Source organism: Limnohabitans sp. TS-CS-82, assembly GCF_002943475.1.
Genome location: NZ_PTQX01000002.1, coordinates 598,184 through 621,813 on the forward strand (window position 1 = coordinate 598,184; position 23,630 = coordinate 621,813).

General features: G+C 55.9%; 23 protein-coding genes. 6 read left to right on the forward strand and 17 right to left on the reverse strand.

What is annotated here, in order from left to right:
- Positions 1-76 precede the first annotated feature (76 nt).
- Entirely contained in the window at positions 77-940 is an 864-nt protein-coding gene (locus C5F52_RS07200; protein WP_104797635.1) for a TIGR00730 family Rossman fold protein, read from the forward strand.
- Here the strand turns inward: C5F52_RS07200 and C5F52_RS07205 are convergent.
- From C5F52_RS07205 to C5F52_RS07240, 8 genes are read right to left on the reverse strand one after another with little or no spacing between them, the layout of a single operon-like run.
- Positions 915-2,066 carry an MFS transporter gene (locus C5F52_RS07205; RefSeq protein WP_104797636.1) on the reverse strand — a complete coding sequence of 384 codons (1,152 nt, stop codon included), beginning with the start codon at positions 2,064-2,066 and terminating at the stop codon, positions 915-917. The two genes, C5F52_RS07200 and C5F52_RS07205, sit on opposite strands and share 26 nt — an antisense overlap.
- A complete protein-coding gene (locus C5F52_RS07210; RefSeq protein ID WP_104797637.1) occupies positions 2,063-3,337 on the reverse strand; it encodes a DNA recombination protein RmuC in 1,275 nt (424 codons plus the stop codon). The genes C5F52_RS07205 and C5F52_RS07210 overlap by 4 nt, the downstream gene beginning before the upstream one ends.
- A complete protein-coding gene (locus C5F52_RS07215) occupies positions 3,337-4,311 on the reverse strand; it encodes a D-glycerate dehydrogenase (RefSeq protein ID WP_104797638.1) in 975 nt (324 codons plus the stop codon). Before C5F52_RS07215 ends, C5F52_RS07210 begins: the two co-directional genes overlap by 1 nt.
- Before the next feature lie 10 nt (positions 4,312-4,321).
- On the reverse strand, positions 4,322-5,608 hold the full coding sequence (gene nhaD, locus C5F52_RS07220; protein WP_104797849.1) for a sodium:proton antiporter NhaD: 1,287 nt from the start codon (positions 5,606-5,608) through the stop codon (positions 4,322-4,324).
- Positions 5,609-5,625: 17 nt separating this feature from the next.
- Positions 5,626-6,810: a nicotinate phosphoribosyltransferase gene (pncB, locus tag C5F52_RS07225; protein ID WP_104797639.1), complete on the reverse strand. Its 1,185-nt coding sequence runs from the start codon at positions 6,808-6,810 to the stop codon at positions 5,626-5,628.
- Positions 6,811-6,831: 21 nt separating this feature from the next.
- Positions 6,832-7,542, reverse strand: coding sequence for a nitroreductase (locus tag C5F52_RS07230; RefSeq protein WP_104797640.1), 711 nt, complete (start codon positions 7,540-7,542; stop codon positions 6,832-6,834).
- Positions 7,539-7,988, reverse strand: a complete 450-nt coding sequence (locus C5F52_RS07235; protein ID WP_104797641.1) for a thioesterase family protein — start codon at positions 7,986-7,988, stop codon at positions 7,539-7,541. The genes C5F52_RS07230 and C5F52_RS07235 overlap by 4 nt, the downstream gene beginning before the upstream one ends.
- Positions 7,985-8,920: a histone deacetylase gene (locus tag C5F52_RS07240; protein WP_104797642.1), complete on the reverse strand. Its 936-nt coding sequence runs from the start codon at positions 8,918-8,920 to the stop codon at positions 7,985-7,987. The genes C5F52_RS07235 and C5F52_RS07240 overlap by 4 nt, the downstream gene beginning before the upstream one ends.
- 182 nt (positions 8,921-9,102) lie before the next feature.
- Here C5F52_RS07240 and C5F52_RS07245 point away from each other — a divergent pair, with 182 nt between their 5' ends.
- Complete coding sequence (locus tag C5F52_RS07245) at positions 9,103-9,648, forward strand: phasin family protein (RefSeq protein WP_104797643.1); 546 nt, start codon at positions 9,103-9,105, stop codon at positions 9,646-9,648.
- Between the two features lie 88 nt (positions 9,649-9,736).
- Here the strand turns inward: C5F52_RS07245 and C5F52_RS07250 are convergent, their stop codons facing one another.
- Positions 9,737-10,690 carry a patatin-like phospholipase family protein gene (locus C5F52_RS07250; protein WP_104797850.1) on the reverse strand — a complete coding sequence of 318 codons (954 nt, stop codon included), beginning with the start codon at positions 10,688-10,690 and terminating at the stop codon, positions 9,737-9,739.
- Positions 10,691-10,852: 162 nt separating this feature from the next.
- Between C5F52_RS07250 and C5F52_RS07255 the strand changes: the two genes are divergently transcribed.
- The 3 genes from C5F52_RS07255 (at position 10,853) to rpoD (ending at position 16,128) form a co-directional block, all read left to right on the forward strand.
- Positions 10,853-11,611 (forward strand): 3-hydroxyacyl-CoA dehydrogenase, encoded by a 759-nt coding sequence (locus C5F52_RS07255; protein WP_104797644.1) that lies wholly within the window; start codon positions 10,853-10,855, stop codon positions 11,609-11,611.
- A 64-nt stretch (positions 11,612-11,675) separates the two neighbouring features.
- Positions 11,676-13,577, forward strand: a complete 1,902-nt coding sequence (gene dnaG / locus C5F52_RS07260) for a DNA primase (protein ID WP_104797645.1) — start codon at positions 11,676-11,678, stop codon at positions 13,575-13,577.
- A gap of 268 nt (positions 13,578-13,845) precedes the next feature.
- Positions 13,846-16,128, forward strand: a complete 2,283-nt coding sequence (gene rpoD, locus C5F52_RS07265; protein WP_104797646.1) for an RNA polymerase sigma factor RpoD — start codon at positions 13,846-13,848, stop codon at positions 16,126-16,128.
- Positions 16,129-16,227: 99 nt separating this feature from the next.
- On the opposite strand, the gene C5F52_RS07270 is transcribed toward rpoD, so the two are convergent.
- Positions 16,228-17,064: a class III extradiol dioxygenase family protein gene (locus C5F52_RS07270; RefSeq protein WP_104797647.1), complete on the reverse strand. Its 837-nt coding sequence runs from the start codon at positions 17,062-17,064 to the stop codon at positions 16,228-16,230.
- Between the two features lie 18 nt (positions 17,065-17,082).
- A complete protein-coding gene (locus C5F52_RS07275; protein WP_104797648.1) occupies positions 17,083-17,433 on the reverse strand; it encodes a protocatechuate 4,5-dioxygenase subunit alpha in 351 nt (116 codons plus the stop codon).
- An 88-nt stretch (positions 17,434-17,521) separates the two neighbouring features.
- Here C5F52_RS07275 and C5F52_RS07280 point away from each other — a divergent pair, with 88 nt between their 5' ends.
- Positions 17,522-18,406 carry a LysR family transcriptional regulator gene (locus C5F52_RS07280; protein ID WP_104797649.1) on the forward strand — a complete coding sequence of 295 codons (885 nt, stop codon included), beginning with the start codon at positions 17,522-17,524 and terminating at the stop codon, positions 18,404-18,406.
- A 5-nt stretch (positions 18,407-18,411) separates the two neighbouring features.
- Here C5F52_RS07280 and C5F52_RS07285 read toward each other — a convergent pair whose 3' ends face one another.
- The 6 genes from C5F52_RS07285 to C5F52_RS07310 form a co-directional block, all read right to left on the reverse strand.
- A complete protein-coding gene (locus C5F52_RS07285) occupies positions 18,412-19,413 on the reverse strand; it encodes an aldo/keto reductase (protein WP_104797650.1) in 1,002 nt (333 codons plus the stop codon).
- Positions 19,410-20,303 (reverse strand): sugar phosphate isomerase/epimerase, encoded by an 894-nt coding sequence (locus tag C5F52_RS07290; protein ID WP_104797651.1) that lies wholly within the window; start codon positions 20,301-20,303, stop codon positions 19,410-19,412. The genes C5F52_RS07285 and C5F52_RS07290 overlap by 4 nt, the downstream gene beginning before the upstream one ends.
- A 15-nt stretch (positions 20,304-20,318) precedes the next feature.
- Positions 20,319-21,197 (reverse strand): 4-hydroxyphenylpyruvate dioxygenase, encoded by an 879-nt coding sequence (locus tag C5F52_RS07295; RefSeq protein WP_104797652.1) that lies wholly within the window; start codon positions 21,195-21,197, stop codon positions 20,319-20,321.
- Positions 21,198-21,214: 17 nt separating this feature from the next.
- The gene (locus tag C5F52_RS07300; protein WP_104797653.1) at positions 21,215-22,066 is read right to left on the reverse strand and encodes a shikimate dehydrogenase; all 852 of its coding nucleotides are present in this window, start codon (positions 22,064-22,066) and stop codon (positions 21,215-21,217) included.
- A 6-nt stretch (positions 22,067-22,072) separates the two neighbouring features.
- On the reverse strand, positions 22,073-22,516 hold the full coding sequence (gene aroQ, locus C5F52_RS07305) for a type II 3-dehydroquinate dehydratase (RefSeq protein WP_104797654.1): 444 nt from the start codon (positions 22,514-22,516) through the stop codon (positions 22,073-22,075).
- Between the two features lie 80 nt (positions 22,517-22,596).
- The gene (locus C5F52_RS07310; protein WP_104797655.1) at positions 22,597-23,619 is read right to left on the reverse strand and encodes a TRAP transporter substrate-binding protein; all 1,023 of its coding nucleotides are present in this window, start codon (positions 23,617-23,619) and stop codon (positions 22,597-22,599) included.
- Positions 23,620-23,630: the final 11 nt, after the last annotated feature.

Here is a 23,630-nt window from a genome sequence, read left to right on the forward strand (position 1 = left end):
GGTTTGACCCATAAAGGCTCCTTCGGGAGCCTTTTTCATTGGCGAAATGCGCACCACTTGCCGTTACCATTGACGCATGGATGGAATGCTCGACCCTCACGACCGAAGAATTGCAGAAGCTTGGGAAACCCTGAAAGCACAACACGCGACCGGCGATTTGTTGGCGCCAGAGTCCAATCGACTTGCATTTGCTGACCCCGAATTTTTGCTACGCAGAGAAACACGCGGCTTACGATTTCAATTGGAAATGCTCAAACCTGATCTTGCACAGCAAGAACAAGGCATTGAGCACACCGTGGTGGTGTTTGGCAGCGCACGTTTTCTCAGCGAAGAAGCGGCACACCTCGAACTCGTGCGTGCGCGCGAAAGTGGTGATCTGTTAGCCATCAAACGCGCAGAAACCTCGCTGCGCAATGCCAGTTTTTACGAACAAGCACGGGCCTTGGCCAGCGTCATCACCAAATTCAGCGCGGACCGAACCAATGGCCGCAAGCTCTTCATTTGCACAGGGGGTGGCCCAGGCATCATGGAGGCAGCCAATCGTGGCGCCGCAGAAGCTGGTGGCATCAGCGTCGGCCTCAACATTGCACTGCCCCGCGAACAAAGCCCCAACCCCTACATCACCCCAGGCCTGAGCTTTAAGTTCCATTACTTTGCGCTGCGCAAGATGCACTTCATGATGCGCGCCAAAGCATTGGTCGCTTTTCCTGGCGGCTTTGGCACCTTGGACGAGTTGTTTGAAACACTCACACTGGTGCAGTGTAAAAAAGCGAAACCAGTGCCCATCGTGCTGTTTGGCAGTGCCTACTGGAAGCGCTTGTTCAACCCCGAAGTGATGGTTGAAGAAGGCGTGATTTCAGAAGAAGATTTGAACCTGTTCAAGTATGTCGACAGCGTCGACGACGCGTGGAACTTTATTCGTGAGTTTTATGCACTCTGAGTTGGTAAGCGCTGCGCGAGCCCAAGCCCACCACGGCTGAGACACACCAGAATACGCCGCCAATGCCAATCACCGTGCCGGCGGCGCCAAACAAAATCGGCATCAAAACACTCGATGCGTTGATGCCCATCAGACGCAAGCCCAACGCCTCACCATGGCGGTGTTCGGGCGTGATTTGATGCAAGGTGCTCATCACCATCGGCTGCACCGAGCCCAAAGACAACCCCAGCAAGACAGAGCAAATACCCATGGTCCACGCTGTGTGCATCAAAGGATAAATGCCCAGCAACGCCGAGGTGATCAGCATGGCACCCGTGATCACTTGCCACTCTTGCAAGCGCGCGGCCAAGATGGGCAACAGCATGCGAATCAACGCAGCCGCAATCGCAAATCCTCCCAAGATAGAACCAATGGCTGAAGCACTCAAGCCGCGCTCGTGACCCAAGATGGGCACGACAAAGGTGTGCACATCCCAGCAAGCTGATAAAAACCAATTGACCATCAACAAACGGCGAAACATGGCGTCGTTGAGCAAATCCCACGCACGATTTTTCTCATGCCCCTCAGGCTTGATGACGGGCGGCAACTCTCGCGTGTGACGAATGCACAACCAGCCCAAAAGTGGCAACACAGCCATCGCCGCGTAGGCCCATTGAAAACCCGCATGGTCAATCAAAAGGCCTGCGGTGAAGGGCCCGATGAAGTTAGAAAACGCAGGCCCAATCGACAACCAACTGAAGGCCTGCTTCATCTGCGCGGTGTCTTTCACCGCGCGCCCCACATGACGCTGCAGCGCGATGATGGCCCCACCTGTCGCCCCGCCGGTCAACAAAGCGCTGACGCACAAAACCGGAAAGATGGGCCACAACGCAGCCAAACCAGCCCCGACAAAAGCCATGAGCACGCTCCACATGACGGGGCGCTTGAGGCCGTGCGCATCGGCATATCGCCCTGCTGGCAAGGCCAAGAAAACTTGGGTCAAGGCAAACAACGCCAACAACACGCCCACCGCAGCCTCGCTTTGTCCGCTGCGTAAAGCCATCAAAGGTGCCGCCATGCGCATGCCCGCCATGCAGGCGTGCAGGCAAATTTGCCCTGTGATCAGTCGCGTCAGTTCACGCTTCACACTTTGGCGTCCGAGTCATCCAAGGCCTCGTCAAACTTAGGCAGCAGCGCTTGGGCTTCCGCTTCTGGCAAAGCCTCCACATTTTTCAACGCACGGCGCATTTGACGGCTGCGCGTGTCGGCACGGTCTAAGGTGTCTGCGGCCTTTTGCACTTGCTCACGCACTTTTTCAACCCAGTCGCCATAACGTTCAAACTCCGTTTTGACCGCGCCCAACACCTTCCACACTTCGGAGGCTTGCTGCTCCAGCGCCAAGGTTCGAAAACCCATGTGCAAACTGTTGAGCATGGCCAACAAGGTGGTCGGCCCCGCCAAGGTGACGCGGTAATCGCGTTGCAAGCTGTCCATCAACCCGGGGCGGCGCAGCACCTCGGCATACAAACCTTCAATGGGCAAAAACAAAATGGCGAAGTCAGTGGTGTGCGGCGGCGCCAAGTAACTCTCGGCAATGCTCTTGGCTTCGGTGCGAATGCGCGTCTCCAAGGCTTTGGCCGACAGCTCTGCCGCCACGGCATCGGCGCGGTCATGGGCATCGAGCAAACGCTCGTAGTCTTCACGCGGGAACTTGGCGTCAATGGGCAACCACACGGGTTCACCATCTGCACCGCCTCGGCCGGGAAAGCGAATGGCGAAGTCCACGCGCTGGTTGCTGCGTGGTTTGGTTTCGACCTGCTTGGCGTATTGCTCCACGGTCAACACCTGCTCCAACAAGGCTTCGAGTTGCACCTCGCCAAACATGCCGCGGGTTTTCACGTTGGTGAGCACGCGCTGCAAACTGCCCACACCATCGGCGAGTTTTTGCATTTGCCCCAAACCGTTGTGGACTTGCTCCAACCGCTCGGCCACTTGTTTGAAGCTCTCAGACAAGCGCTTCTCCAAGGTGGTCTGCAGTTTTTCATCAACTGTGCGGCGCATTTCGTCGAGCTTGTCGGCGTTGCTCTTTTGCAATTGCTGCAGCTGTTGGTTCAAGGTGTCGCTGATGGTGGTTTGCATCAAGCTCAGTTGTTGCACTTGGCTTTGCTGAAAACTCGCCAAGGTTTGCGTCAACTCTTGCCGCCCGCCGCGCGACGACTCGGTGATCTCGAAACGCAACTCTCGCTCCACACGCTCCAACTTTTCTTGCACATTCAACATGCTTTGTTGCAACGCTAAAGCTTGCGCCTGCGCTTGCAATTGCGCTTCTTCTCGGTTGTCTGAACCCGAGCGGCGCAGCACCACCACCAACAGCAGTGCGTTGATGAACCCAATCCCAACGGCAATCCAAACTTCCATCACGCGCCTAAGGTGTTGAGTGGCGTCAGCGATTTGCCTTGGGTGAAATAGCTGATCAAGTTGTCGGCGGCCAAATTGGCCATGGCCATGCGTGTGGCGATCGACGCACTGGCAATGTGAGGGGTCAATACGATGTTGGGCACGGTCAACAAGTCTGGATGAACTTTGGGTTCACCTTCGAACACATCCAAACCTGCCGCTGCAATGCGACGTTCGCGCAAGGCAACAGCCAACGCCGCGTCATCCACAATGCCGCCGCGCGCAATGTTGACCAAGGTGGCTGTGGGTTTCATCTGCGCCAGCTCTGCTGCACCAATGGTGTGGTGCGAGGCTGCGCTGTAAGGCACAACCAACATCAGATGATCTGCGCTGCGCAACAACTCTTCTTTACTCACGTAACTTGCACCACATTCAGCCTCAAGTTCAGGACTCAGGCGCGAGCGGTTGTGATAAATCACCTTCATGCCAAACCCATGCGCACCACGCTTGGCAATGCCTTGACCGATGCGGCCCATGCCCAAAATGCCCAAAGTGCTGCCATGCACTTCAGCGCCAGCAAACATGTCGTAACGCCATTGCGTCCATTCACCGCGACGTAAATAGTGCTCGCTCTCGGTCAAGCGGCGGGCGGTGGCCATCAGCAGCGCAAAGCCAAAGTCGGCCGTGGTTTCAGTCAACACATCCGGCGTGTTGCTGGCTTGCACACCGTGCGCCGTCATGGCCGGCACGTCAAAGTTGTTGTAACCCACGGCCATGTTCGCCACAGCTTTCAAGTTGGGGCAAGCCTTGAGCACATCCGCATCCACAGGGTCAGAACCCGTGGTGAGTGCGCCTGCATGCTGTGACAGCGCTTGCATCCACGACGCCTTGGTCCACGCTTTGTCAGCTTGGTTGTCGGTCACGTCAAAGTGTTCGCGCAAGCGGGTCAACACTTCTTCAAAAATGGGGCGGGCAATGATGATTTTGGGTTTCATAAAAATATCTTCAATGTGTCAATGCATATTCAGCGATGTAGAAAAACGCGCCAGCAAAGTAACCGATAAGCGCCAAGCCACTGATTTTTTTGACATACCAAATAAAATCAATGCGCTCCAAGCCCATGGCAGCCACCCCAGCGGCGGAACCGATGATGAGAATCGAGCCTCCCGTCCCAGCGCAGTAAGCCAGAAATTCCCACAAGAAACTGTCCGCGGGATATTGGGCCAAGCTGTACATGCCCATCGATGCAGCCACCAACGGAACGTTGTCAACAATCGCACTAACCAGGCCGATGATCATCACGATCACATCTTGCCGCCCGACAGCTTGGTCTAGCCAAGCGGCCACATTCGACAACAGATGGGTGTGCTCTAGAGTCGCCACTGACAACAAGATGCCCACAAAAAAGACGATCGAAGGCATGTCAATTTTGGTCAACGCATGCGTCAAAGACAGGTGTTGTTTGTGCGCATCCAATTTTTCGCGATGCACCAAATCACCCACAAGCCACAACACACCCAAACCAAACAAAACGCCCATGAAAGGCGGCAAATGCGTCCATGTTTTAAAGGCAGGCACAGCAACCAAAATGCCTAAGCCTAAAAAGAACATCAAATGACGCTCAAATGCAGTGGTTTGACTGGATTGCCCTGGCGCGTTCTGAGCGATGGGTGACACCACCTGTTGGCCTTTCAGCCAAAAGCTGGTGACGATCAAAGGCACCATCAAATTCACCAACGATGGCAAAAACAAGCCTTTGATAATTTCCACCGCCGTGATCTGGCCACCAATCCACAACATCGTGGTCGTGACGTCACCGATGGGTGACCAAGCGCCACCGGCATTCGCTGCAATGACGATGATGCCTGCGAAGAACAAGCGGTCATCGCGTTTGTCGAGCAATTTTTTCATCAACGACACCATCACGATGGTGGTGGTCAAGTTGTCCAAAATTGCACTTAAGAAAAACGTCACAAAGCCAACCAGCCACATCAAACTGGAAAGCTGTGTCGTTTGAATGCGCGATGTGATGACCTCAAACCCATTGTGCGCATCCACCACTTCAACAATGGCCATAGCGCCCATCAGAAAGAACACAATTTGAGCGGTGCTGATGAGCGACGCATTCAAATGCTCACCCACAAGCTGCGCATCACCTGTGTTGACGGCATAGATCGTCCACAACAATCCTGCGCCCACCAAAGCGGAGGCTGATTTGTTAATTTGCAGCGGATGCTCAAAGGCAATGGCCGCATAAGCGGCGACAAAAATCAGAACCAACGCAGTCAACATCATGTGTCCTTCAAGCCTCAAACGGGCTGCACGATGCCGAACACTTGGCGCAAGTAAGCCAAATATTTTTCATCGTCGCACATGCCTTTGCCAGGGGTGTCTGACAACTTCGCCACCGGCTGGCCATTGCATTGCGTCATCTTGATCACAATTTGCAACGGCTCGTAGCCCAAATCATTGGTCAAGTTGGTGCCAATACCGAAAGCGAGTTGGCAGCGCCCTCTGAACTGCTGATACAAAGCAATGATTTTTTCAACCGTCAGACCGTCAGAAAAAATCAAGGTCTTGGTCATGGGGTCCACGCGGTTGTTACGGTAGTGCGCAATCATGCGCTCGCCCCATGTGAACGGGTCGCCGCTGTCGTGACGGGCACCATCGAAGAGCTTGCAAAAGTACATGTCAAAGTCACGCAAGAACGGCTCGATGCCGTAAACGTCGCTCAGCGCAATACCCAAATCTCCGCGGTATTCGCGTGCCCACGTTTCAAAGCCAAACACTTGGCTGTCACGCAAACGTGGCCCCAGCGCTTGGCAAGCTTGCAAGTATTCGTGCGCCATCGTGCCCAAAGGCGTGAGGCCCAGCTTCATCGCAAACAACGCATTGCTGGTGCCCGCCAATTGGCCTTGCGCGCCCGTGCCCAATTTGGCGGTCAACACGCGCAGCAACTCCTCGTGCCAAGCGCGCGAAAAGCGGCGACGCGTGCCGTAATCGGCAATTTTCAAATCGCTCAAACGCTCGGCATGCAGTGCTTCAATTTTTTGATCTAAGCGTTTGCGACCTTCGATGAAATCAGGCACTTTTTGGGTGTTGCGAAAGTACACCTCGTTGACGATGGCCAGCACAGGAATCTCAAACAAAATGGTGTGCAGCCAAGGTCCGTGAATGCTGATGTCCAACTCGCCGCTGGGCAGCGCCGTGACCTCGATGTACTTTTCATTGAGATGAAACAAGCCCAAGAAATCGACAAAATCGCTTTTGATAAACCGCAAACTGCGCAGCCAAGCCAGTTCAGCATCTTGAAAATGGAGGCTGCATAAAGAGCGAATTTCGTCGCGAATTTCTTGTGCATACGGCGCCAGATTCACACCCGGGTTACGACATTTGAATTTGTAGGAAACCTGCGCACTGGGAAACTGATGCAGCACCGCCTGCATCATGGTGAATTTATACAGGTCGGTGTCAAGCAGGCTGGTGATGATCATCTGGCTCTAATTCTGAAAAGTTCAGTCCACCCAATGGGTGAACTCAGCCGCAGGCACACGCGGCGTGACAAAGGTGTTGACCTTGTCGCTTTCATCCGCCCAGCCCAAGGCCAAGCCACACACCAACATCTCGTCCTCACCCGCACCGATGTGCGGCAAGATGATGCTGTGAAAACTGTTCCAAGCCGCTTGTGGACAGGTGTGCAGCCCGCGCGCGCGCGCTGCCAGCATGATGTTTTGCACAAACATGCCGTAGTCAAACATCGAGCCTCGGCCCATCACTGGGTTGAGGGTGAACATCAAGCCCACAGGCGCATCAAAGAATTTGAAATTGCGCTGGTGCTGCAAATGCATCTGCTCTTTGTCGGCCTTGCCAATGCCCAGCAAACCATACAAACCCCAACCGTTTTCACGACGACGGTCGATGAACGGGCTGATCCATTGCTTGGGGTAATAGTCATATTGCTCTTGGTATTGCTGAGCGACTTCCGGGTTGGTACGCATGGCTTCATGCGCCGCACACACTTTGTCGACGAGGCTGTCGCGACTCGCACCTTGCAACACATACACCTTCCAAGGTTGGGTGTTGGTACCCGATGGCGCGCGGCTGGCCACTTGCAAAATCTCGGTGATCAATTCGCGCGGCACAGGCTGCTGCGTGAATGCGCGAGCCGACATGCGCGAGGTGATGGCGTGGTCAACGGCGGCGATGTTCTCAGATGGGGTGCTCATACCAAAGTCTCCAAAACGGTTTTTAAATTCAAAGGCAGTGCCTTGACAGGCCTGCGGTTTTCTTTGTCCACATACACATGCACAAAGTGCCCGTGTGCAGCGCACAAGTCAGCGCCTTGCGCAAACAACCCCACCTCGTAGCGCACGCTGGACGAGCCGAGCTTGGCCACGCGAATGCCCGCTTCAATGGTTTGCGGAAAAGCCAAAGGTGAGAAGTAGTTGCATTGGGTTTCAATCACCAAGCCAATCGTGTCGCCGTGGTGGATGTCCAATGCGCCATGCTCAATCAAATGCGCGTTCACCGCCGTGTCAAACCAGCTGTAGTACACAACGTTGTTGACATGGCCGTAGGCGTCGTTGTCCATCCAACGCGTGGTGATGGTGCGAAAGACCTTGAAGGCGCTACGCGGCTGCGCTTGAGGGCGTGCAGAAGTGGAAGTCGTCATACATGTAGATTTTGCCAGCGTCGCCAATACGCTTGGGCGACACGGTAGGTGTTGACTTGCACGCGAACTGTGTCCTCGATTTGATGGCCGTATCCACCTGCCATGCAAAACGCCAACGGGACGCGATGTGACCACGCCCAATCCAGCACCCGTCGATCACGGGCTTCTAGGCCATCAAAACTGAGCTTGAGTCGCCCCAATCGATCGCCCTCATGCGGATCAGCGCCAGCGAGGTAAATCACCAAGCCTGGGCTAAACCGCGACGTCAGCTCCGCAAGCGCGAGGTCTAAGGCGTGCAGATAGGCATCGTCATCACAACCATCGGGCAATTCGACATCCAAATCGCTGATTTCTTTGGCGAAGGGGAAATTGCGCGCACCGTGTAGCGATAAGGTAAACACGTGCGCATCGTTGGCAAAGATGTGCGCCGAGCCATTGCCTTGGTGCACATCCAAGTCAATGATGGCCACTTTCAGCGGGTGTACATGGGTGCGCGCCCATTCTGCTTGCATCAAACGTGCGGCGACAGCCGCATCGTTGAACACACAAAAACCACTGCCTCGATCTGCGTAGGCATGGTGTGTGCCACCGGCCATATTCGCCGAGATGCCCTCTGCGTCAAACAACGCCGTGCGTGCGGCCATCACCGTGGCGCCTGCGGAACGGCGGGACCGCTCCACCATGGCCTCAGACCACGGAAAACCAATGTCCTTTTGCGCTGCCGCACTCAAACTGCCCTGCACCACCGACTGGATGTAACTCGGCGTGTGCACCAACGCCAACTCGCCATCACTGGCGGGCTGTGCCACGTGCATCGTCACCTCGGGCAAGTCATGCGCCAAACGCTCACGCAACAAACGGTACTTGGCCATTGGGAAGCGATGGCCTTCAGGCAAAGGCAACACAAATTGATCAGAATAAAAGGCGCGCATGGGCTATCAGGTAAAAGCGGCAAGGAGCCACATTGTGACCAACACACGAAAACATCCCGATTTAGAACCATGCCTCTAAACCACCGCCAAGGCCTTGCAGATTCACGGGATAACCCTAAACTTCATCCCAATGCTGCAACGCAACATTTTTTGCAAACTGTCTTAACTTTTGGAGTAACCCCATGCTGAACGCCGAACAAATCATCGCCTCGAACAAAGCCAACCTGAACAACCTGTTTGGTTTGTCGAACCAAGCCTTCGCTGGCGTGGAAAAACTGGTTGAACTCAATCTGACTGCCGCACGTGCTGCATTGACTGAGTCTGCCGAGCACGCCCAAGCCGTGTTGGCCGCCAAAGACCCACAAGAATTCATCAACTTGCAAACCAGCTTCTTGCAACCTTTGGCTGAAAAATCTGCCGCTTACAGCCGTCACATCTATGACATCGCTTCGGGCACGACCGCTGAATTGAGCAAAGCCTTCGAAGGCAAAGCAGCTGAAGGCCAACAAGCCGTGACTGCTTACATCGAAACAGCTCTGAAAAACGCGCCTGCTGGCTCTGAGCAAGCTGTCGCCTTCTTCAAGCAAGCCGTGAGCGCCAGCAACACCGCCGTGGAAACTGTGCAAAAAGCGGTCAAACAAGCCACTGACATGGCTGAAACCAACCTCCAAGCTGCAGCCGACACCGCTGTGAAAGCCACCAAAACGACCGCTGCTAAAAAGCGTTAATTGGTCCCAGTTGTCTCCTCGGGTCTTTTCGTCACCTTGGGTGCAAAGATCCCTTCAAGGGCTCGTCGCAAGATGAGCCCTTTTTTTATCAGCGTGGCACCAAAGCTGCGCGCAATTTAGGCAAGGCCTGAAGCATGGCAGCGCGACCCGCTTCAATCGAGCGACGACGCGCCCCGAAGTCCGCGCTCCCCACATGGTTCAAGGCGGGACGGACCACCAAATCGGCCTCTTTCAATTCAAACGCGTTGATACTCTTGCCCATGATGGTGAAGGTTTGCATCAAGATTTGAAACATGTCATCCGTCTTCGCAGCCTCTGGCACACTGGAAATGTCCACGGCCAGCACATATTCCGCCCCCATTTGTCGCGCATAACGCACGGGCACAGGCGAGACCAAGCCACCATCCACAAACTCACGGTTACCGATGCGAACCGGCTCAAACACCGAAGGCACTGAGCTAGACGCGCGCACCGCCGTGCCCAAATCACCGCGCTGAAACAGCACGCCCTCACCCGTGCGCAAATCGGTTGCCACAATGCCCAGCGGCATTTTTAGCTCTTCGATGCGCCGTCCTGATGTCTGTTGACTGACGTAGCGACTCAAGGCATCACCGCGCATCATGCCGCGCCCCAGCAAGGGCACGGTCCAGTCAGTGATGGTGGCCTCCTCCATGGTCTCCGCCACCCTTTGCAATTGCGCACCGGTTTTGCCACTCGCATAAAACGCCGCCACCAAACTGCCAGCAGACGTGCCCACCACCAAATCGGCCTTGATACCGGCCTCTTCCAACACTTGAAGCACGCCAACATGGGCAAATCCGCGTGCCGCACCACCGCCCAACGCCAAGCCTAGACGCGGTGCCTTTTTCACAGCGGGCATCTCGCCGCCAACGGGCGGCACGGCAGGTGCCGTCGGTTTTTCAGCCACCGGCGCCAAAGGACCAGGCGATTGACACGCGCTCAACACAGCAACACAAGCCACCAGCACCAACCTGCGCCAATCTAGACCGAGCAGCGAAGCCGGAGAGAAAACAACTGACATTTTGAAAATTCCTAGCCCCATGAGCGCAAAAGCATCCATTGTCCTAGATAGGGTGCGCACGCGATGGACAAAGGCGCCGCCTCATCCTCCATAATGCAAGGGTCAAGTTGACGTTTACGTAAACGTCAACAATTTCAATCCACGCAACTATTGGAGAAATTCATGGAGATCAAGGGCAAAGTTTTCATCGTCACCGGCGGCGCATCAGGCTTGGGTGAAGGCACGGCTCGGGCGTTGGCCGCACAAGGCGGCATCGTGGTCATTGCCGATATGCAGGCAGACAAAGGCGAAGCCGTCGCCAAAGACATCGGCGGTGCGTTTGTCAAATGCGATGTGAGTAACGAAGCTGACGGCCAAGCCGTGGTCGCCAAAGCCGTGTCGCTGGGCAAGTTGATGGGCTTGGTCAATTGCGCAGGCATTGCACCGGCTGAGAAAACCGTGGGCAAAAATGGCGCGCACAGCCTCAACACGTTCAGCAAAACCATCATGGTCAACTTGGTGGGCAGCTTCAACATGATCCGCTTGGCCTCTGAAGCCATGAGCCACAACGCGCCAGAAGCCACCGGCGAACGCGGCGTGATGATCTCAACCGCGTCGGTCGCGGCTTATGACGGTCAAATTGGCCAAGCAGCCTACAGCGCCTCCAAAGGCGGCGTGGTCGGCATGACCTTGCCCATCGCCCGCGATTTGGCGCGCAACGGCATTCGCAACATGACCATCGCCCCCGGCATCTTTGGCACGCCCATGATGTTTGGCATGCCGCAAGACGTGCAAGAAGCACTGGCCGCCAGCGTGCCCTTCCCTTCACGCTTGGGCACGCCACAAGACTACGCCAAGCTGGCTCTGCACATTTTTGAAAACGATATGCTCAACGGCGAAGTGATTCGCTTGGACGGTGCGATTCGTTTGGCACCAAAATAAACAAGGCACGGCGGGAAAGGCGGGAGGGTCTGCCTAGAATCGACCCTCCACGTTTTCCCCCACCATGGCCATCCCCCAATCTTTCATCCAAGAGCTCCTTGCCCGCGTTGACGTGGTCGAGGTGGTGGGTCGCTATGTGCAGCTGAAAAAGGGCGGCGCCAACTTCATGGGCTTGTGCCCGTTTCACGGCGAAAAGTCTCCCTCGTTTTCAGTCAGCCCCGCCAAACAGTTTTTTCACTGCTTTGGCTGCGGCAAAAACGGCAACGCGATTGGCTTCTTGATGGAGCACGCGGGCATGACTTTCGTGGAGGCCGTCAAAGACTTGGCCCAAAACGTGGGTCTGCAGGTGCCCGAAGAAGACATCTCGCCCCAAGACCGCGAGCGCGCCGCACAGCAACGCCAAAAGCAAGCCACCCTCACCGATGTGTTGGAAAAGGCGGGCGAGGCGTACCGCAAACACCTCAAGTCGTCCCCCAAAGCCATTGAGTACCTCAAAGGCCGAGGCTTGAGTGGCGAGATTGCGCGCCAATTCGGCTTGGGCTACGCACCCGAAGGCTGGCGCAGTTTGGCCAGCGTGTTTCCCGACTACCAAGACCCCATGCTGGCCGAAAGCGGCTTGGTCATCGTCAACCAAGAAGACGGCCAAGACGAAAAACGCTACGACCGTTTCCGCGACCGTGTGATGTTCCCGATTCGCAACGTCAAAGGCGAATGCATTGGCTTTGGCGGGCGCGTGCTGTTTGAGGGCACGCCCAAGTACTTGAACTCACCCGAAACCCCCGTCTTCAGCAAAGGCCGCGAACTGTACGGTTTGTACGAGGCCCGCAACGCCCTGCGCGACGTGGGCTACGTGCTGGTCACCGAGGGCTACATGGACGTGGTGGCGCTGGCGCAGCTCGGCTTCCCCAACGCCGTGGCCACTTTAGGCACGGCCTGTACCGCCGACCATGTGCAAAAGCTGTTCCGCTTCACCGACAACGTGGTGTTCAGCTTTGACGGCGACAGCGCAGGCCGACGCGCCGCACGCAAGGCACTCGAAGGCGCCTTGCCCTACGCCACCGATGTGCGCAGCGTGAAATTTTTGTTCTTGCCCGCTGAACATGACCCAGACAGCTACATCCGCGAATTTGGCAAAGAAGGCTTTGCCCATTGCGTGACCGAGGCCATGCCGCTCAGCCGCTTCTTGATCGAAGTGGCGCGTGAAGGCTGCGACTTACACACGGCCGAAGGCCGCGCGCACATGGCCAGCAACGCCAAGCCCATGTGGATGGCCCTGCCTGACGGCGCCCTGAAACGCCAACTGCTCACCGAAGTGGCCAACTTGGCCGACTTAGGCAACCACGAGCTGCAAGACTTGTGGATACCTCCGGCGCCTGCCCCAGCGAACAGCTCGGGACGTTCCGGTGAGTACAAAAAATCGTCCAAGTTCAAACCACGCGAACGGACGCAAAGCTTCGGCCCACGCCGCACCCGCCACATGCCCCAAGGCCGCGCAGACCATGCCGCCCGCGTGTTGTTGTCCGACATGTCGATTTGGGAGCAGCTCTCCACCGAAGACCACAACCTCTTGTGCGACTTGGCAGCGCCGCACGGCCCCTTGTTCGTTTGGCTAGACCACCACCACCACGAACACGGCAACCAAGCTTGGGGCGTTTTGCGTGAAGGCTTGCGTGGCGAAGAGATCGAAGACTTGGCGCTTCGCGTGATGGCCTCGGCCTTCACGCCCATCCTTGACGACGACGGCAACCCGCGCCCAGATGACGCGACACCTGAAGCGCTGGCGTTGGAAGCCCGCGCTGAATTGCGCGGCATGCTCAATCGCATGTTGATCGAAAGCATCAAGATGCAAGAGACCGAGGCCATCGAGTCGGCCAAAGAAGACCCTACCGCCTTGCAGCGCTACCGAGCCTTGCAAGCACGCCGTCGTCAACTTGAATCGGTCAACCCCAACACCGCAGAAACGTAGCAATGGCGGGCTTTTGCATAAGCTCGACTTCGCATTTTTGGTATAATCCAAACTTAGCAAGTGCGACAGCAGCACCTCCGAGCCCGGCTAACCGTGACACAAGCGCACGACTCGCCAATTTATCGCAAGGACTGCATTCCAAATGTTCGCCCTCACACGCTTGCTTTTGAGGCCCAACCTCCCCCCTTTGTTTTCCCCCGCGTCGCATTTGTGGCGCTGCGTATTTATCTCTTTTTTGTGATTTCTTTTTTGTTGTCTAGGAGTTTTCATGCCCGTCGACCCAAAGTCCAAGAAGCCTGCAACCAAGGCAGATACAAAGCTCCCCACAAAGACGGCCAAATCGGCAGCGCCTGTCGCCGCCAAGTCTGCCCAGAAAGCTTCTTCCGTGCCCGCATCCAAAACCCCCAAGCCCGCTGACGCCAAGCCTGTCGTCCGACTCATTCCTAAAAAGCCTGCAGCCGTTGAAGCACACGCCCCCAAGGTAGAAAAAGCCAAACCAGCGGCGAAGGCTAAAGCCAAGCCCAAAGCAAAAGCCAAAAAAGCGTCCGAAGATGACGAAGACCTGAGCGACATCGAAGCCGACTTGGTGGGTGAAGAGCCTGTTGCGACCGAAGCGACGACCGAAAAAGTCAAACCGCTTCGCATGAAGATCAGCAAGGCCAAAGAACGCGCCTTGATGAAAGAATTTGGTCTGGACGAGACCGTGCTGTCTGAAGAAGACATGCAAAAACGCCGTTCACGTCTGAAAACCCTGATCAAGCTGGGCAAGACACGCGGCTACCTGACACACGGCGAAATCTCGGACCACTTGCCCGACAAGTTGGTCGATGCAGAGACCTTGGAAGTCGTGATCACCATGTTGAACGACATGGGCGTGGCCGTGTACGAGCACACCCCTGACGCAGAAACTCTGCTGCTCAACAACAACACCCCCACGGCCGCGACCGAAGAAGAAGCTGAAGAAGAAGCCGAAGCCGCCCTGTCCACCGTGGACAGCGAATTTGGCCGCACCACCGACCCCGTGCGCATGTACATGCGCGAAATGGGAACGGTTGAGCTGTTGACCCGCGAAGGCGAAATCGAGATTGCCAAGCGCATCGAAGGCGGCTTGATGGACATGATGGCGGCCATCAGTGGCTCGCCCGCCACCATCGCTGCCATCTTGAAAATGGGCGAAGAAATTCGCGAAGGCAAAGTGGTCATCTCCACCATCGTGGACGGTTTCAGCAACCTCAACGAAGCCGACGACTATGTGGCCGAAGAAGACTTTGACGAGTTCGATGAAGCCGACGATGACGACGGCAAAGGCGGCTCCAAAGCACTCACCAAGAAACTGGAAGAGTTGAAGAACCAGGCCTTGGAACGCTTCGATCGCATGACCACTTTGTTCGACAAGTTGCGCAAAACTTACGACAAAGAAGGCTACGGCACCCCTACCTACATCAAGGCGCAAGCGGCTTTGACGGCTGAGTTGATGAACATCCGCTTCACCGCCAAGACCATTGAAAAGCTGTGCGAATCGGTGCGCGGCCAAGTCGACGAAGTGCGCAAAAAAGAACGCGAACTGCGCCGCATCATCGTTGACAAGTGCGGCATGCCTCAAGCCACCTTCATCAAAGACTTCCCACCTAACTTGCTCAACCTCAAGTGGGTGGAAAAGCAAGCCGCTGCGGGCAAGCCTTGGTCGACCACCATGGGCCGTTTCATTCCGCCCGTGCAAGACTTGCAACAAAAATTGATGGACTTGCAAGCCACCGTGGTGGTGCCTTTGGACCAACTCAAAGACATCAACAAGCGCATGAACGCCGGCGAGCGCAACTCGCGCAATGCCAAGAAAGAAATGATCGAAGCCAACTTGCGCTTGGTCATCTCGATCGCCAAAAAATACACCAACCGTGGTTTGCAATTCTTGGACTTGATCCAAGAAGGCAACATTGGTTTGATGAAGGCCGTGGACAAGTTTGAATACCGTCGCGGCTACAAATTCTCGACCTACGCCACATGGTGGATTCGCCAAGCCATCACGCGCTCCATCGCGGATCAGGCCCGCACCATCCGTATCCCTGTGCACATGATCGAAACCATCAACAAGATGAACCGCATCAGCCGCCAACACTTGCAAGAGTTTGGCTTCGAGCCCGATGCCAGCGTCTTGGCCGAGAAGATGGAAATTCCAGAAGACAAGATCCGCAAGATCATGAAGATCGCCAAAGAGCCGATCTCGATGGAAACACCGATCGGTGACGATGACGACAGCCACTTGGGCGATTTCATCGAAGACGGCGTCAACACAGCGCCTATCGAAGCCGCCATGCAAGCGGGCTTGCGCGATGTGGTGAAAGACATCTTGGATGGCCTCACACCACGTGAAGCCAAAGTGCTGCGCATGCGCTTTGGCATCGAAATGGCCAGCGACCACACCTTGGAAGAAGTGGGCAAACAGTTCGACGTCACGCGCGAGCGCATCCGTCAAATCGAAGCCAAGGCTTTGCGTAAGTTGAAGCACCCGAGCCGCAGCGACAAACTGCGCAGCTTCATCGACACGATTTAAGCGTCTTTTTGCCCTACGTCGATAGGGCAATAAAAAACCCCGCGAGCACCAAGCTGGCGGGGTTTTCTTTTGGGCCTTTTTAAAACCCGTGACTCAGCTCTAAACCGTTGCCAACGCCATCACACCCGTGGCGGTGTTGGAAATTGGAATGTGATAGTTTTGATGCACAGGCTTGACGTGCTCACCCAAGGCCCCGCGCATGGCCAACCACATCACCAACTCCACACCTTGCGTGCCGGTCTTTTCGACCAACTCGTGGATGCTGAACTGCGTGGTCCACTCGGGGTTCTTTTGCAGGCTGTCCATGAATTCCAAATCAAACGCCTTGTTGATGTGGCCTGCACGCTCGCCGTCGAGCTGATGGCTCAAACCACCGGTGCCCAAAATGACCACGTTCAGATCGCTGTCCCAGCTGCGAATGGCATCACCCACAGCTTTGCCCAAGTTGTAACAACGCTTGGCCGATGGCAATGGGAACTGCACAGTGTTGATACAAATCGGCACGGTCAGAACGGGGCACGCATCGCCAGGCCAGAACAGTTTGAGCGGCAAGGTGAACGCATGGTCCACCAGCATCTCTTGGCAGGTCACCAAGTCAAATTCTTTTTCCACCAACTCGTTGATGATGTGCCACGACAAATCAGGTGCGCCTTTGAACGGTGGCAAAGTGGGGATGCCCCAGCCTTCGTCGGCGTTGTTGTATTGCGCTGCGGCACCCACAGCAAAGGTGGGCATTTTGTCGAGGAAGAAGTTCAAACCGTGGTCGTTGTAGAACACCACGGCCACATCGGGCTTGACCTTGCCCAACCACGCGTGAATGGGTGGGAAGCCATCAAAAAATGGTTTCCAGTACGGGTCTTGCTGAATGCCTTTGGCAATCGCGCCACCGATGGATGGGATGTGTGATGAGGCGAGGCCGCCAACGATGTGTGCCATGGTGTGTCTCCTTGATGTTTATTGGTGGGCTGCAGCGCGCAGCTTGGCTTTGAATTCTTCTTTGGTCATGCCGGTTTGGGCAGCGCCCAGGTCTTGCACATCCAAACCCAAAATACCTGCGAACTTGGCGAGGTAATACACATTGCCACCGGCGGCAATCAACCCCAACACATTGCGTGTGCGAATGGCGTCGGCTTGCTGCACGTTCAAGCCGTATTGCTTGATGTACGCCTCTTCGTCGGCTTTGAAGGTGTTGCGGTTATCAGCGCTGTTGAACGAGTAGCACATCTTGTTGAGGGCGTAGCCTTTTTGGGCTTGGTCACCGTCAAACAAAGTGGTTCCAAAAATCGGTTCAGGTTTGTGGCTCATGGGGTGTCTCCGTGATTGAAGTTTTTCAATGGAACGGAGTGTGAGCGTTTCAACCCATAAAATAAACAGCGCATTACTCATTTATTCCATGAAAAAATTTAATCATTTGGATCTGGACGGCCACCTGCTGCATTTGCTCAGCACGGTCATTGAGCAAGGCTCGGTCACAGCAGCGGCCAATGCACTGGGCATCACGCAGTCCGCCGTGAGCCACCAGCTTGACCGCTTGCGCGCCATCATGGGCGACGCCTTGTTTGTCAAATCAGGGCGCGGCATTGTGCCCACAGCACGCGCAGAAGCTTTGGCCTTGCAAGCGCAAGGGCTGCTGACTCAGCTGCAAGGTTTTGTACACAGTGGTGCGTTTGAGCCTGCGCGCCTGACCCAATGTTTCACCATCGCCGCCAACGATTTGCAGCGCGACTTGCTGCTGCCGGGCTTGTTGAACCGCTTGCAAGCCCAAGCGCCAGGTGTCACGCTGCGCGTAGTGCCATCCGATGTGCCCAGCGCCGACATGCTGCGCGCACAAGACTGCCAGCTGGTCATCAGCCCGCGTCCACCGGATGCCACCGACATCAAACACAAGCGCCTGTTTGCCGACAACTACCGTGTGTTTTATGACCCGCAGATGCGCAAAGCCCCGCGCTCGCTCAAAGCCTATGAGGCCGCCGAGCACATCACCGTGGTGCACCAACCGCGTCGCAGCTTAGACATTGACGAATTACTGCTTAAAAAAGGCGTGCAACGCCGTTTTTCGGCCACCTTGAGCAGTTTTGCAGGCGTTGCGGCGTTCGTGGCTGGCACGGAGCGCTTGGCCACCCTGCCCGGCTTGCTGCGTCAAGGTTTGCTGCGCGGTTTGGCGGATGCGCCCGTGCCCTTTGACACGCCAGACATGCCCATGTACGCCATCTGGCATGTGCGGCACCAGCAAGACCCTGTGCATATTTGGCTGCGCGAACACTTGTTTGCTAGTTGATACGCTTAAGCAAACTCTTCGGTATCCACCTCAGAAGCATTCACTGCGTTGTAACGCGGCCCCTTCACCGTCTGCGGGTTGATGAGCGCTTCTAAACGCTGCATCTGTTCCGCCGACAGCATCACATCAGCGGCGGCGATGTTGTCTTCGAGGTGGCGAATGTTTTGCGTGCCAGGAATCGGAATGAGCTTGCTGTCTTTGTGCAGCAACCAAGCCAAGGCCAGTTGCGCAGGTGTGCAACCTGCTTCGCGTGCAATGGCTTGGTAAGCATCGAGCAAAGGCAAGTTGGCGGCATAGGTGTCCGCAGCAAAGCGTGGCATGGCACGGCGAATGTCGTTGGCGGCCAAGCTGCTGACATCGCGTAAATCACCACACAAGAAGCCACGCGCCACGGGGCTGAAGGCCACAAAGGTGGTGCCCAGTTCTTCGCAGGCTTTGAGCACGGCGATTTCGGGGTTGCGTGTCCACAGCGAGTATTCGGTTTGCACGGCTGCAATGGGGTGCACGGCATGCGCTTTGCGCAAGGTGGTGGCAGAGACTTCGCTCAAACCAATCTCGCGAATTTTGCCTGCGCGCACGAGGTCGCTCAGGGCGCCTACGCTGTCTTCGATGGGCACTTGCTTGTCCCAGCGGTGCAGGTAGTACAGGTCAATCACATCGGTGCCCAAGCGGGCCAAGCTGTCTTCGCAGTTTTGGCGAATGGCTTCAGGACGGCCATTGATGACGCGCTTCACACCATCAGGGAACGACACACCCGCCATGCCACCTTTGCTGCACAAGGTGATTTCGCTGCGGTGCGCTTTGAGCGCCTTGCCCACCAACAACTCGTTGGTGCCAAAGCCATACAAAGCCGCCGTGTCAAACATCGTCACGCCGAGGTCTAAGGCGCGGTGAATCAAGGCCTCGCCCACTTCAGGCGCGGGTGGCGCGCCGTAAGCGTGGCTGAGGTTCATGCAGCCTAGGCCAATGGCTGAAACGGTGTAAGGGCCGAGTTGACGTTGTTTCATGCGTGTGTGTTGGTGTGCGTGCGGGTCCAAGCAGGCAATGGGGCTGAGCGGTGCAGCACATTGTCGTGCAGCCATGTGGCGCTCTTGCGCGCACGCTCGGCCACAGTGGCCAAGGGCAGTTGTTGGTAGTCGTCGTTGAAGACTTCAAAGCTGTAGTCACCGCGATAACCAATGCGGTCCAAGCGCAACACCAAATCAGCCAAGGCTTCGCTGTGCACGCCCTCACCTGGGAACACGCGGAAGGTGCGCGCGGTGGTCATGCGGTCTTCAAAGGTGGGGGTTTCGTGCCACATGAAGTCAGACAGTTGGACCAAGAAAATTTTCTCGGGGTCAAGGTCTTCAATCGCATCCAACGGTGTGTTGGCGGCAAAGATGTGAAACGAGTCAATGCCAATGCCCAGGTTGGGGCAATCGGCACGGCACACCACATCCCAAGACGTGGTGAACTCGTTGACGGTGCGGCCCCATGACAAACCTTCGTAAGCCACTTTGATCCCCAAGGGCAAAGCCATCATGGCGAGCTTTTTCAAATCGCGGGCAATGTGGTCGAGGTCATCGGTGGCGTGGCGTGACGTAGACGAACACGCCAACAACACTTTGCTGCCCGTGGCCGCGCACATCTCGAGCATCGATTTGGCGATGTCGACCTTGTAGCCGTGCAAGTGACCCGACAAACCTTCAAAGTCGCGCAGCACCTGAAAACCTGTGGGGCGCAAGCCACTGGCCTGCACTGCGGCCACCGCTGCGGGTACGCCGCCGGGGTGTGTGACCAAGTCACGCGCCATGAGCATGACTTGCGAGAAGCCTGCGTCTTTCATCGCCGACAGCTTGGCTTCTAAAGAGCCCGCCATCGTGATGGTGTCCATGCCGAAGCCGTCGAGTAAGTTCATGGCGTGGCCTTTTTATTAGTCTTTGTGAACCAGCTCAAACGACACCGAGCCCAAGGCGCTGCGTGTGAGCGCGCCACGGTCTTCGGGGTGCAACTGGGTGGACTCGACAAACTCCACGCCACGCGCTTTGAGTGCGCTCACGGCAGCGCCCACATCGACCGCACCCAAACCAATGCGTTGCAAGCATTCGGGCGATTCGTCGGTGTCCATCCAAGGATCGGGTTCAATGAGTTGCCACAAGAAGTTGCCACACGGGCTCTTCATCAATTTGCCTTTGGGCAAGATGCCAAAACGTTGGTCATCGGGCACAAAGCTGAAATCAAACATGTGTTCAAAGTAGGCCAACCAGTCGGCACTGCGACCCGCACCGATGTACTGCACCACGCCAAAGTAGCTCATGCCAGCGGTAGCTTCTGGGTGTTGGTCAACGGTGGGGATGGGTTTGAAATCGATGTCGTAAATCGAGAACTCTTGCCAACGGTCCACAAAATAAAAGCGGCTGCCGCCTGGGCCGTGGATGGCAGGAATGTGCAGCTCCATCGCTTGCGCTTGGCTGGTCACATTCCATGCACCCAACTCCATGCAGCGGGTGTGCGCTTGCAGCGCATCACGCACGCGGAAAGCCACAGCAGAGATGACGGGTTGGCCATCGGTGGTGGCGCTCACACGCGCATCATCGGGGCTGGCGTTGACCACCAAGTTCATACCGCCTTGTCGGTACAAGGTCACCTCACGCGAGCGGTGGCGTGCCACGGGGCGAAAGCCCATGTTCTCTAGCACTTGGCCCAGCGCCTGTGGGCGGCTGGTGGCGTATTCGATGAACTCGATCCCGTCTAAGCCCAAACGATTGGGCATGTCGGGCACGGACTCGCGGTGTTGAGATGGCAAGGTCATCAAATACTCCAAGAAAATTAGTAACTCAGCTGTGCGACATCGCGCAGCACGTCAGCCGTGGTGGTGGGCAGGCCGAAGTATTCCAAGTAGGCAGGGATTTGTTCAAACAACATGTCCGAGCCCACCTGCACGCGGCAGCCACGGTCTTTGGCGGCTTGCAAGAACGCAGTCATTTCGGTTTTCATCACCACCTCACCCACAAAGGCGTCGGGCGAAATGCGCGACACATCCATCGGCAAGGCATCGCCTTCGTTCATGCCCATGGGCGTGGCGTTGACCACCAAGTCGTGGTCAGCAGGGTCGTTCGAGCCCGTGCGCACATCGATCTGAGGGTAGTTTTGTTTCAAGCGTTGGCCCAAGGCCTCGGCAGATGCGGTGTTCACATCGAACAAGCTGATGGCGGCAATGCCAGCCCCAGCGAGCGACGCAGCAATGGCACAGCCCACGCCGCCCGAGCCGACCACCAGCACACGTCTGCCAGTGAGGTCGAAGCCCTTGCGTTGCACGCCGCGCACAAAGCCTGCGCCATCAAACATGTCGCCGACCAAACGGCCATCCGCGAGTTTTTTCACGGCATTGCAAGCACCGGCCACGCGCACGGTGGCGGTTACTTCGTCGAGCAAGCCCACGGTCACCACCTTGTGCGGCATGGTGATGAGCGCACCACAAATGTTGGTGAGGCTGAAGACTGATTTCAAAAACACCGGATAGTCAGGCGTTTGGCATCCCATGGGCACCACCACCGCATTGATACCCGCACTGGCGAAGTACGGGTTGTAAATCATGGGGGACTTGAAAGAGTGCGTGGGATAACCGATGTGGGCAATCAACTGCGTGTTGCCATTGATAGAAATGCCGTGCTTGCTCATGATGTTTTATTTAGAAGATTGAACGGCTGACACTGCAGCGCGCAAAGCCAGCTCGTAGCTGTCAGCGCCAAAGCCGCAAATTTGGCCTTTCACAATTTCAGCGAACACGGATGTGTGGCGGAATTCTTCACGCGCGTGAATGTTGGACATGTGCAACTCCACCACGGGGCAAGTCAACACGGCCAAAGCATCGCGAATGGCGTAGCTGTAATGGGTCCAGGCGCCGGCGTTGATGAGCACAGCGTCCACGTTGTCAAAGTAGCATTGATGAATGCGCTCGCACATGTCGCCTTCGTGGTTGGTCTGATAGCACTCCACGTCAGCGCCCAAGGCTTTGCCCAAGTTGTGCAAATTGGCATTGATCTCATCGAGTGTGATGGTGCCGTATTGCTTAGGGTCGCGTTTACCAAACATGTTGTGGTTCACGCCGTGCAGCATCAAAACTTTCATACGCAACTTCCCTTAAGAATCTTTATTCGTTCAATAAAAAATGCTTCGCCGCATCCAAGCGGCGAAGCATCACACACCAATTACTTGGCTTTTTTGGCAGGCACAGCTGTACGAACTTTTTCGATTTCAGCTTGTAACTCTTTGACCAAATCTTGACCAACAGTCACGCCGTGCTTGGCAGTCACAGGGCGCATCTTGTCGCGCAAGATAGACATTTCAGACTCCGACAACTGAGTCACTTGCATGCCGTTTTTCTTCAGATTGGCCAACAGACCGGCTTCCAAATTACGTGCGGTATCGCGTTGGAACTTGGCAGATTCAGCAGCAGCATCCGCCACCACTTTTTTCTCAGCAGCGCTCAAGGTTTCCCAGAACTTTTTGCTGATCACCACAGACTGTGGGTTGTATTGATGAGCAGTCAATGCCATGTGCTTTTGCACCTCATACAACTTAGCACTGTTAATGGTGGGGATGGGATTTTCTTGACCATCCACAGCACCTTGCTCCAGCGCGGCATACACCTCTGGCCATGGCAGTGGTGTGGGGTTGGCGCCCAAAGCTTTCACCCAATCTACGTTAATGGGGTTAGGAATGACGCGCAACTTCAGGCCTTCGATGTCAGACACTTTGTTGATGGCGCGCTTGCCGTTGGTGAGGTGGCGAAAGCCCAGCTCGTAGTAAGCCAAACCGATCAACCCCTTTTCTTCCAACTTGGCATGCATCTTCTTACCGAAGGCACCGTCCACCACAGCGTCAGCTTCTTTGGTGCTAGCGAACATGAAAGGGAAATCGAACACACCAAATTCTTTGACTTGGCTGGCGAAGATGCCAGAGTTCATGGAAGCCATTTCAAGGGAACCGCCTTGAATGGCCGACACGTTGGCTTGGTCACTACCCAAAGTACCACCTGGGAACAGGTTAACTTTGAGCTTGCCGCCAGAGTTCTTCTCGACGATCTCTTTGAATTTCTCCATACCCTGAACGATGGGGTGACCCGCATTGTTCTGGTTGGCGAACTTGATGGTTTTCACTTGTGCCGAAGCGATGCCCATAGCGGCCATGGCCACAGTCGCGATCACGGTCTTGATAAATACACGTTTCATGTCAGTGTCTC

Bases quoted from the DNA above. Each gene is read 5' to 3' on its own strand.
- nhaD (WP_104797849.1), bottom strand. From the start codon at position 5,608: ATGTTGACTGCGTTGGTTCTGATTTTTGTCGCCGCTTATGCGGCCATT.
- C5F52_RS07275 (WP_104797648.1), bottom strand. From the start codon at position 17,433: ATGAGCCACAAACCTGAACCGATTTTTGGAACCACTTTGTTTGACGGT.
- C5F52_RS07285 (WP_104797650.1), bottom strand. From the start codon at position 19,413: ATGAAACAACGTCAACTCGGCCCTTACACCGTTTCAGCCATTGGCCTA.
- C5F52_RS07295 (WP_104797652.1), bottom strand. From the start codon at position 21,197: ATGACCTTGCCATCTCAACACCGCGAGTCCGTGCCCGACATGCCCAAT.
- C5F52_RS07240 (WP_104797642.1), bottom strand. From the start codon at position 8,920: ATGCGCGCCTTTTATTCTGATCAATTTGTGTTGCCTTTGCCTGAAGGC.
- pncB (WP_104797639.1), bottom strand. From the start codon at position 6,810: ATGATCATCACCAGCCTGCTTGACACCGACCTGTATAAATTCACCATG.
- C5F52_RS07200 (WP_104797635.1), top strand. From the start codon at position 77: ATGGATGGAATGCTCGACCCTCACGACCGAAGAATTGCAGAAGCTTGG.
- dnaG (WP_104797645.1), top strand. From the start codon at position 11,676: ATGGCCATCCCCCAATCTTTCATCCAAGAGCTCCTTGCCCGCGTTGAC.
- C5F52_RS07215 (WP_104797638.1), bottom strand. From the start codon at position 4,311: ATGAAACCCAAAATCATCATTGCCCGCCCCATTTTTGAAGAAGTGTTG.
- C5F52_RS07230 (WP_104797640.1), bottom strand. From the start codon at position 7,542: ATGAGCACCCCATCTGAGAACATCGCCGCCGTTGACCACGCCATCACC.
- C5F52_RS07280 (WP_104797649.1), top strand. From the start codon at position 17,522: ATGAAAAAATTTAATCATTTGGATCTGGACGGCCACCTGCTGCATTTG.
- C5F52_RS07270 (WP_104797647.1), bottom strand. From the start codon at position 17,064: ATGGCACACATCGTTGGCGGCCTCGCCTCATCACACATCCCATCCATC.
- C5F52_RS07310 (WP_104797655.1), bottom strand. From the start codon at position 23,619: ATGAAACGTGTATTTATCAAGACCGTGATCGCGACTGTGGCCATGGCC.
- C5F52_RS07255 (WP_104797644.1), top strand. From the start codon at position 10,853: ATGGAGATCAAGGGCAAAGTTTTCATCGTCACCGGCGGCGCATCAGGC.
- rpoD (WP_104797646.1), top strand. From the start codon at position 13,846: ATGCCCGTCGACCCAAAGTCCAAGAAGCCTGCAACCAAGGCAGATACA.
- C5F52_RS07300 (WP_104797653.1), bottom strand. From the start codon at position 22,066: ATGAGCAAGCACGGCATTTCTATCAATGGCAACACGCAGTTGATTGCC.
- C5F52_RS07290 (WP_104797651.1), bottom strand. From the start codon at position 20,303: ATGAACTTACTCGACGGCTTCGGCATGGACACCATCACGATGGCGGGC.
- C5F52_RS07235 (WP_104797641.1), bottom strand. From the start codon at position 7,988: ATGACGACTTCCACTTCTGCACGCCCTCAAGCGCAGCCGCGTAGCGCC.
- aroQ (WP_104797654.1), bottom strand. From the start codon at position 22,516: ATGAAAGTTTTGATGCTGCACGGCGTGAACCACAACATGTTTGGTAAA.
- C5F52_RS07245 (WP_104797643.1), top strand. From the start codon at position 9,103: ATGCTGAACGCCGAACAAATCATCGCCTCGAACAAAGCCAACCTGAAC.
- C5F52_RS07210 (WP_104797637.1), bottom strand. From the start codon at position 3,337: ATGGAAGTTTGGATTGCCGTTGGGATTGGGTTCATCAACGCACTGCTG.
- C5F52_RS07250 (WP_104797850.1), bottom strand. From the start codon at position 10,690: ATGTCAGTTGTTTTCTCTCCGGCTTCGCTGCTCGGTCTAGATTGGCGC.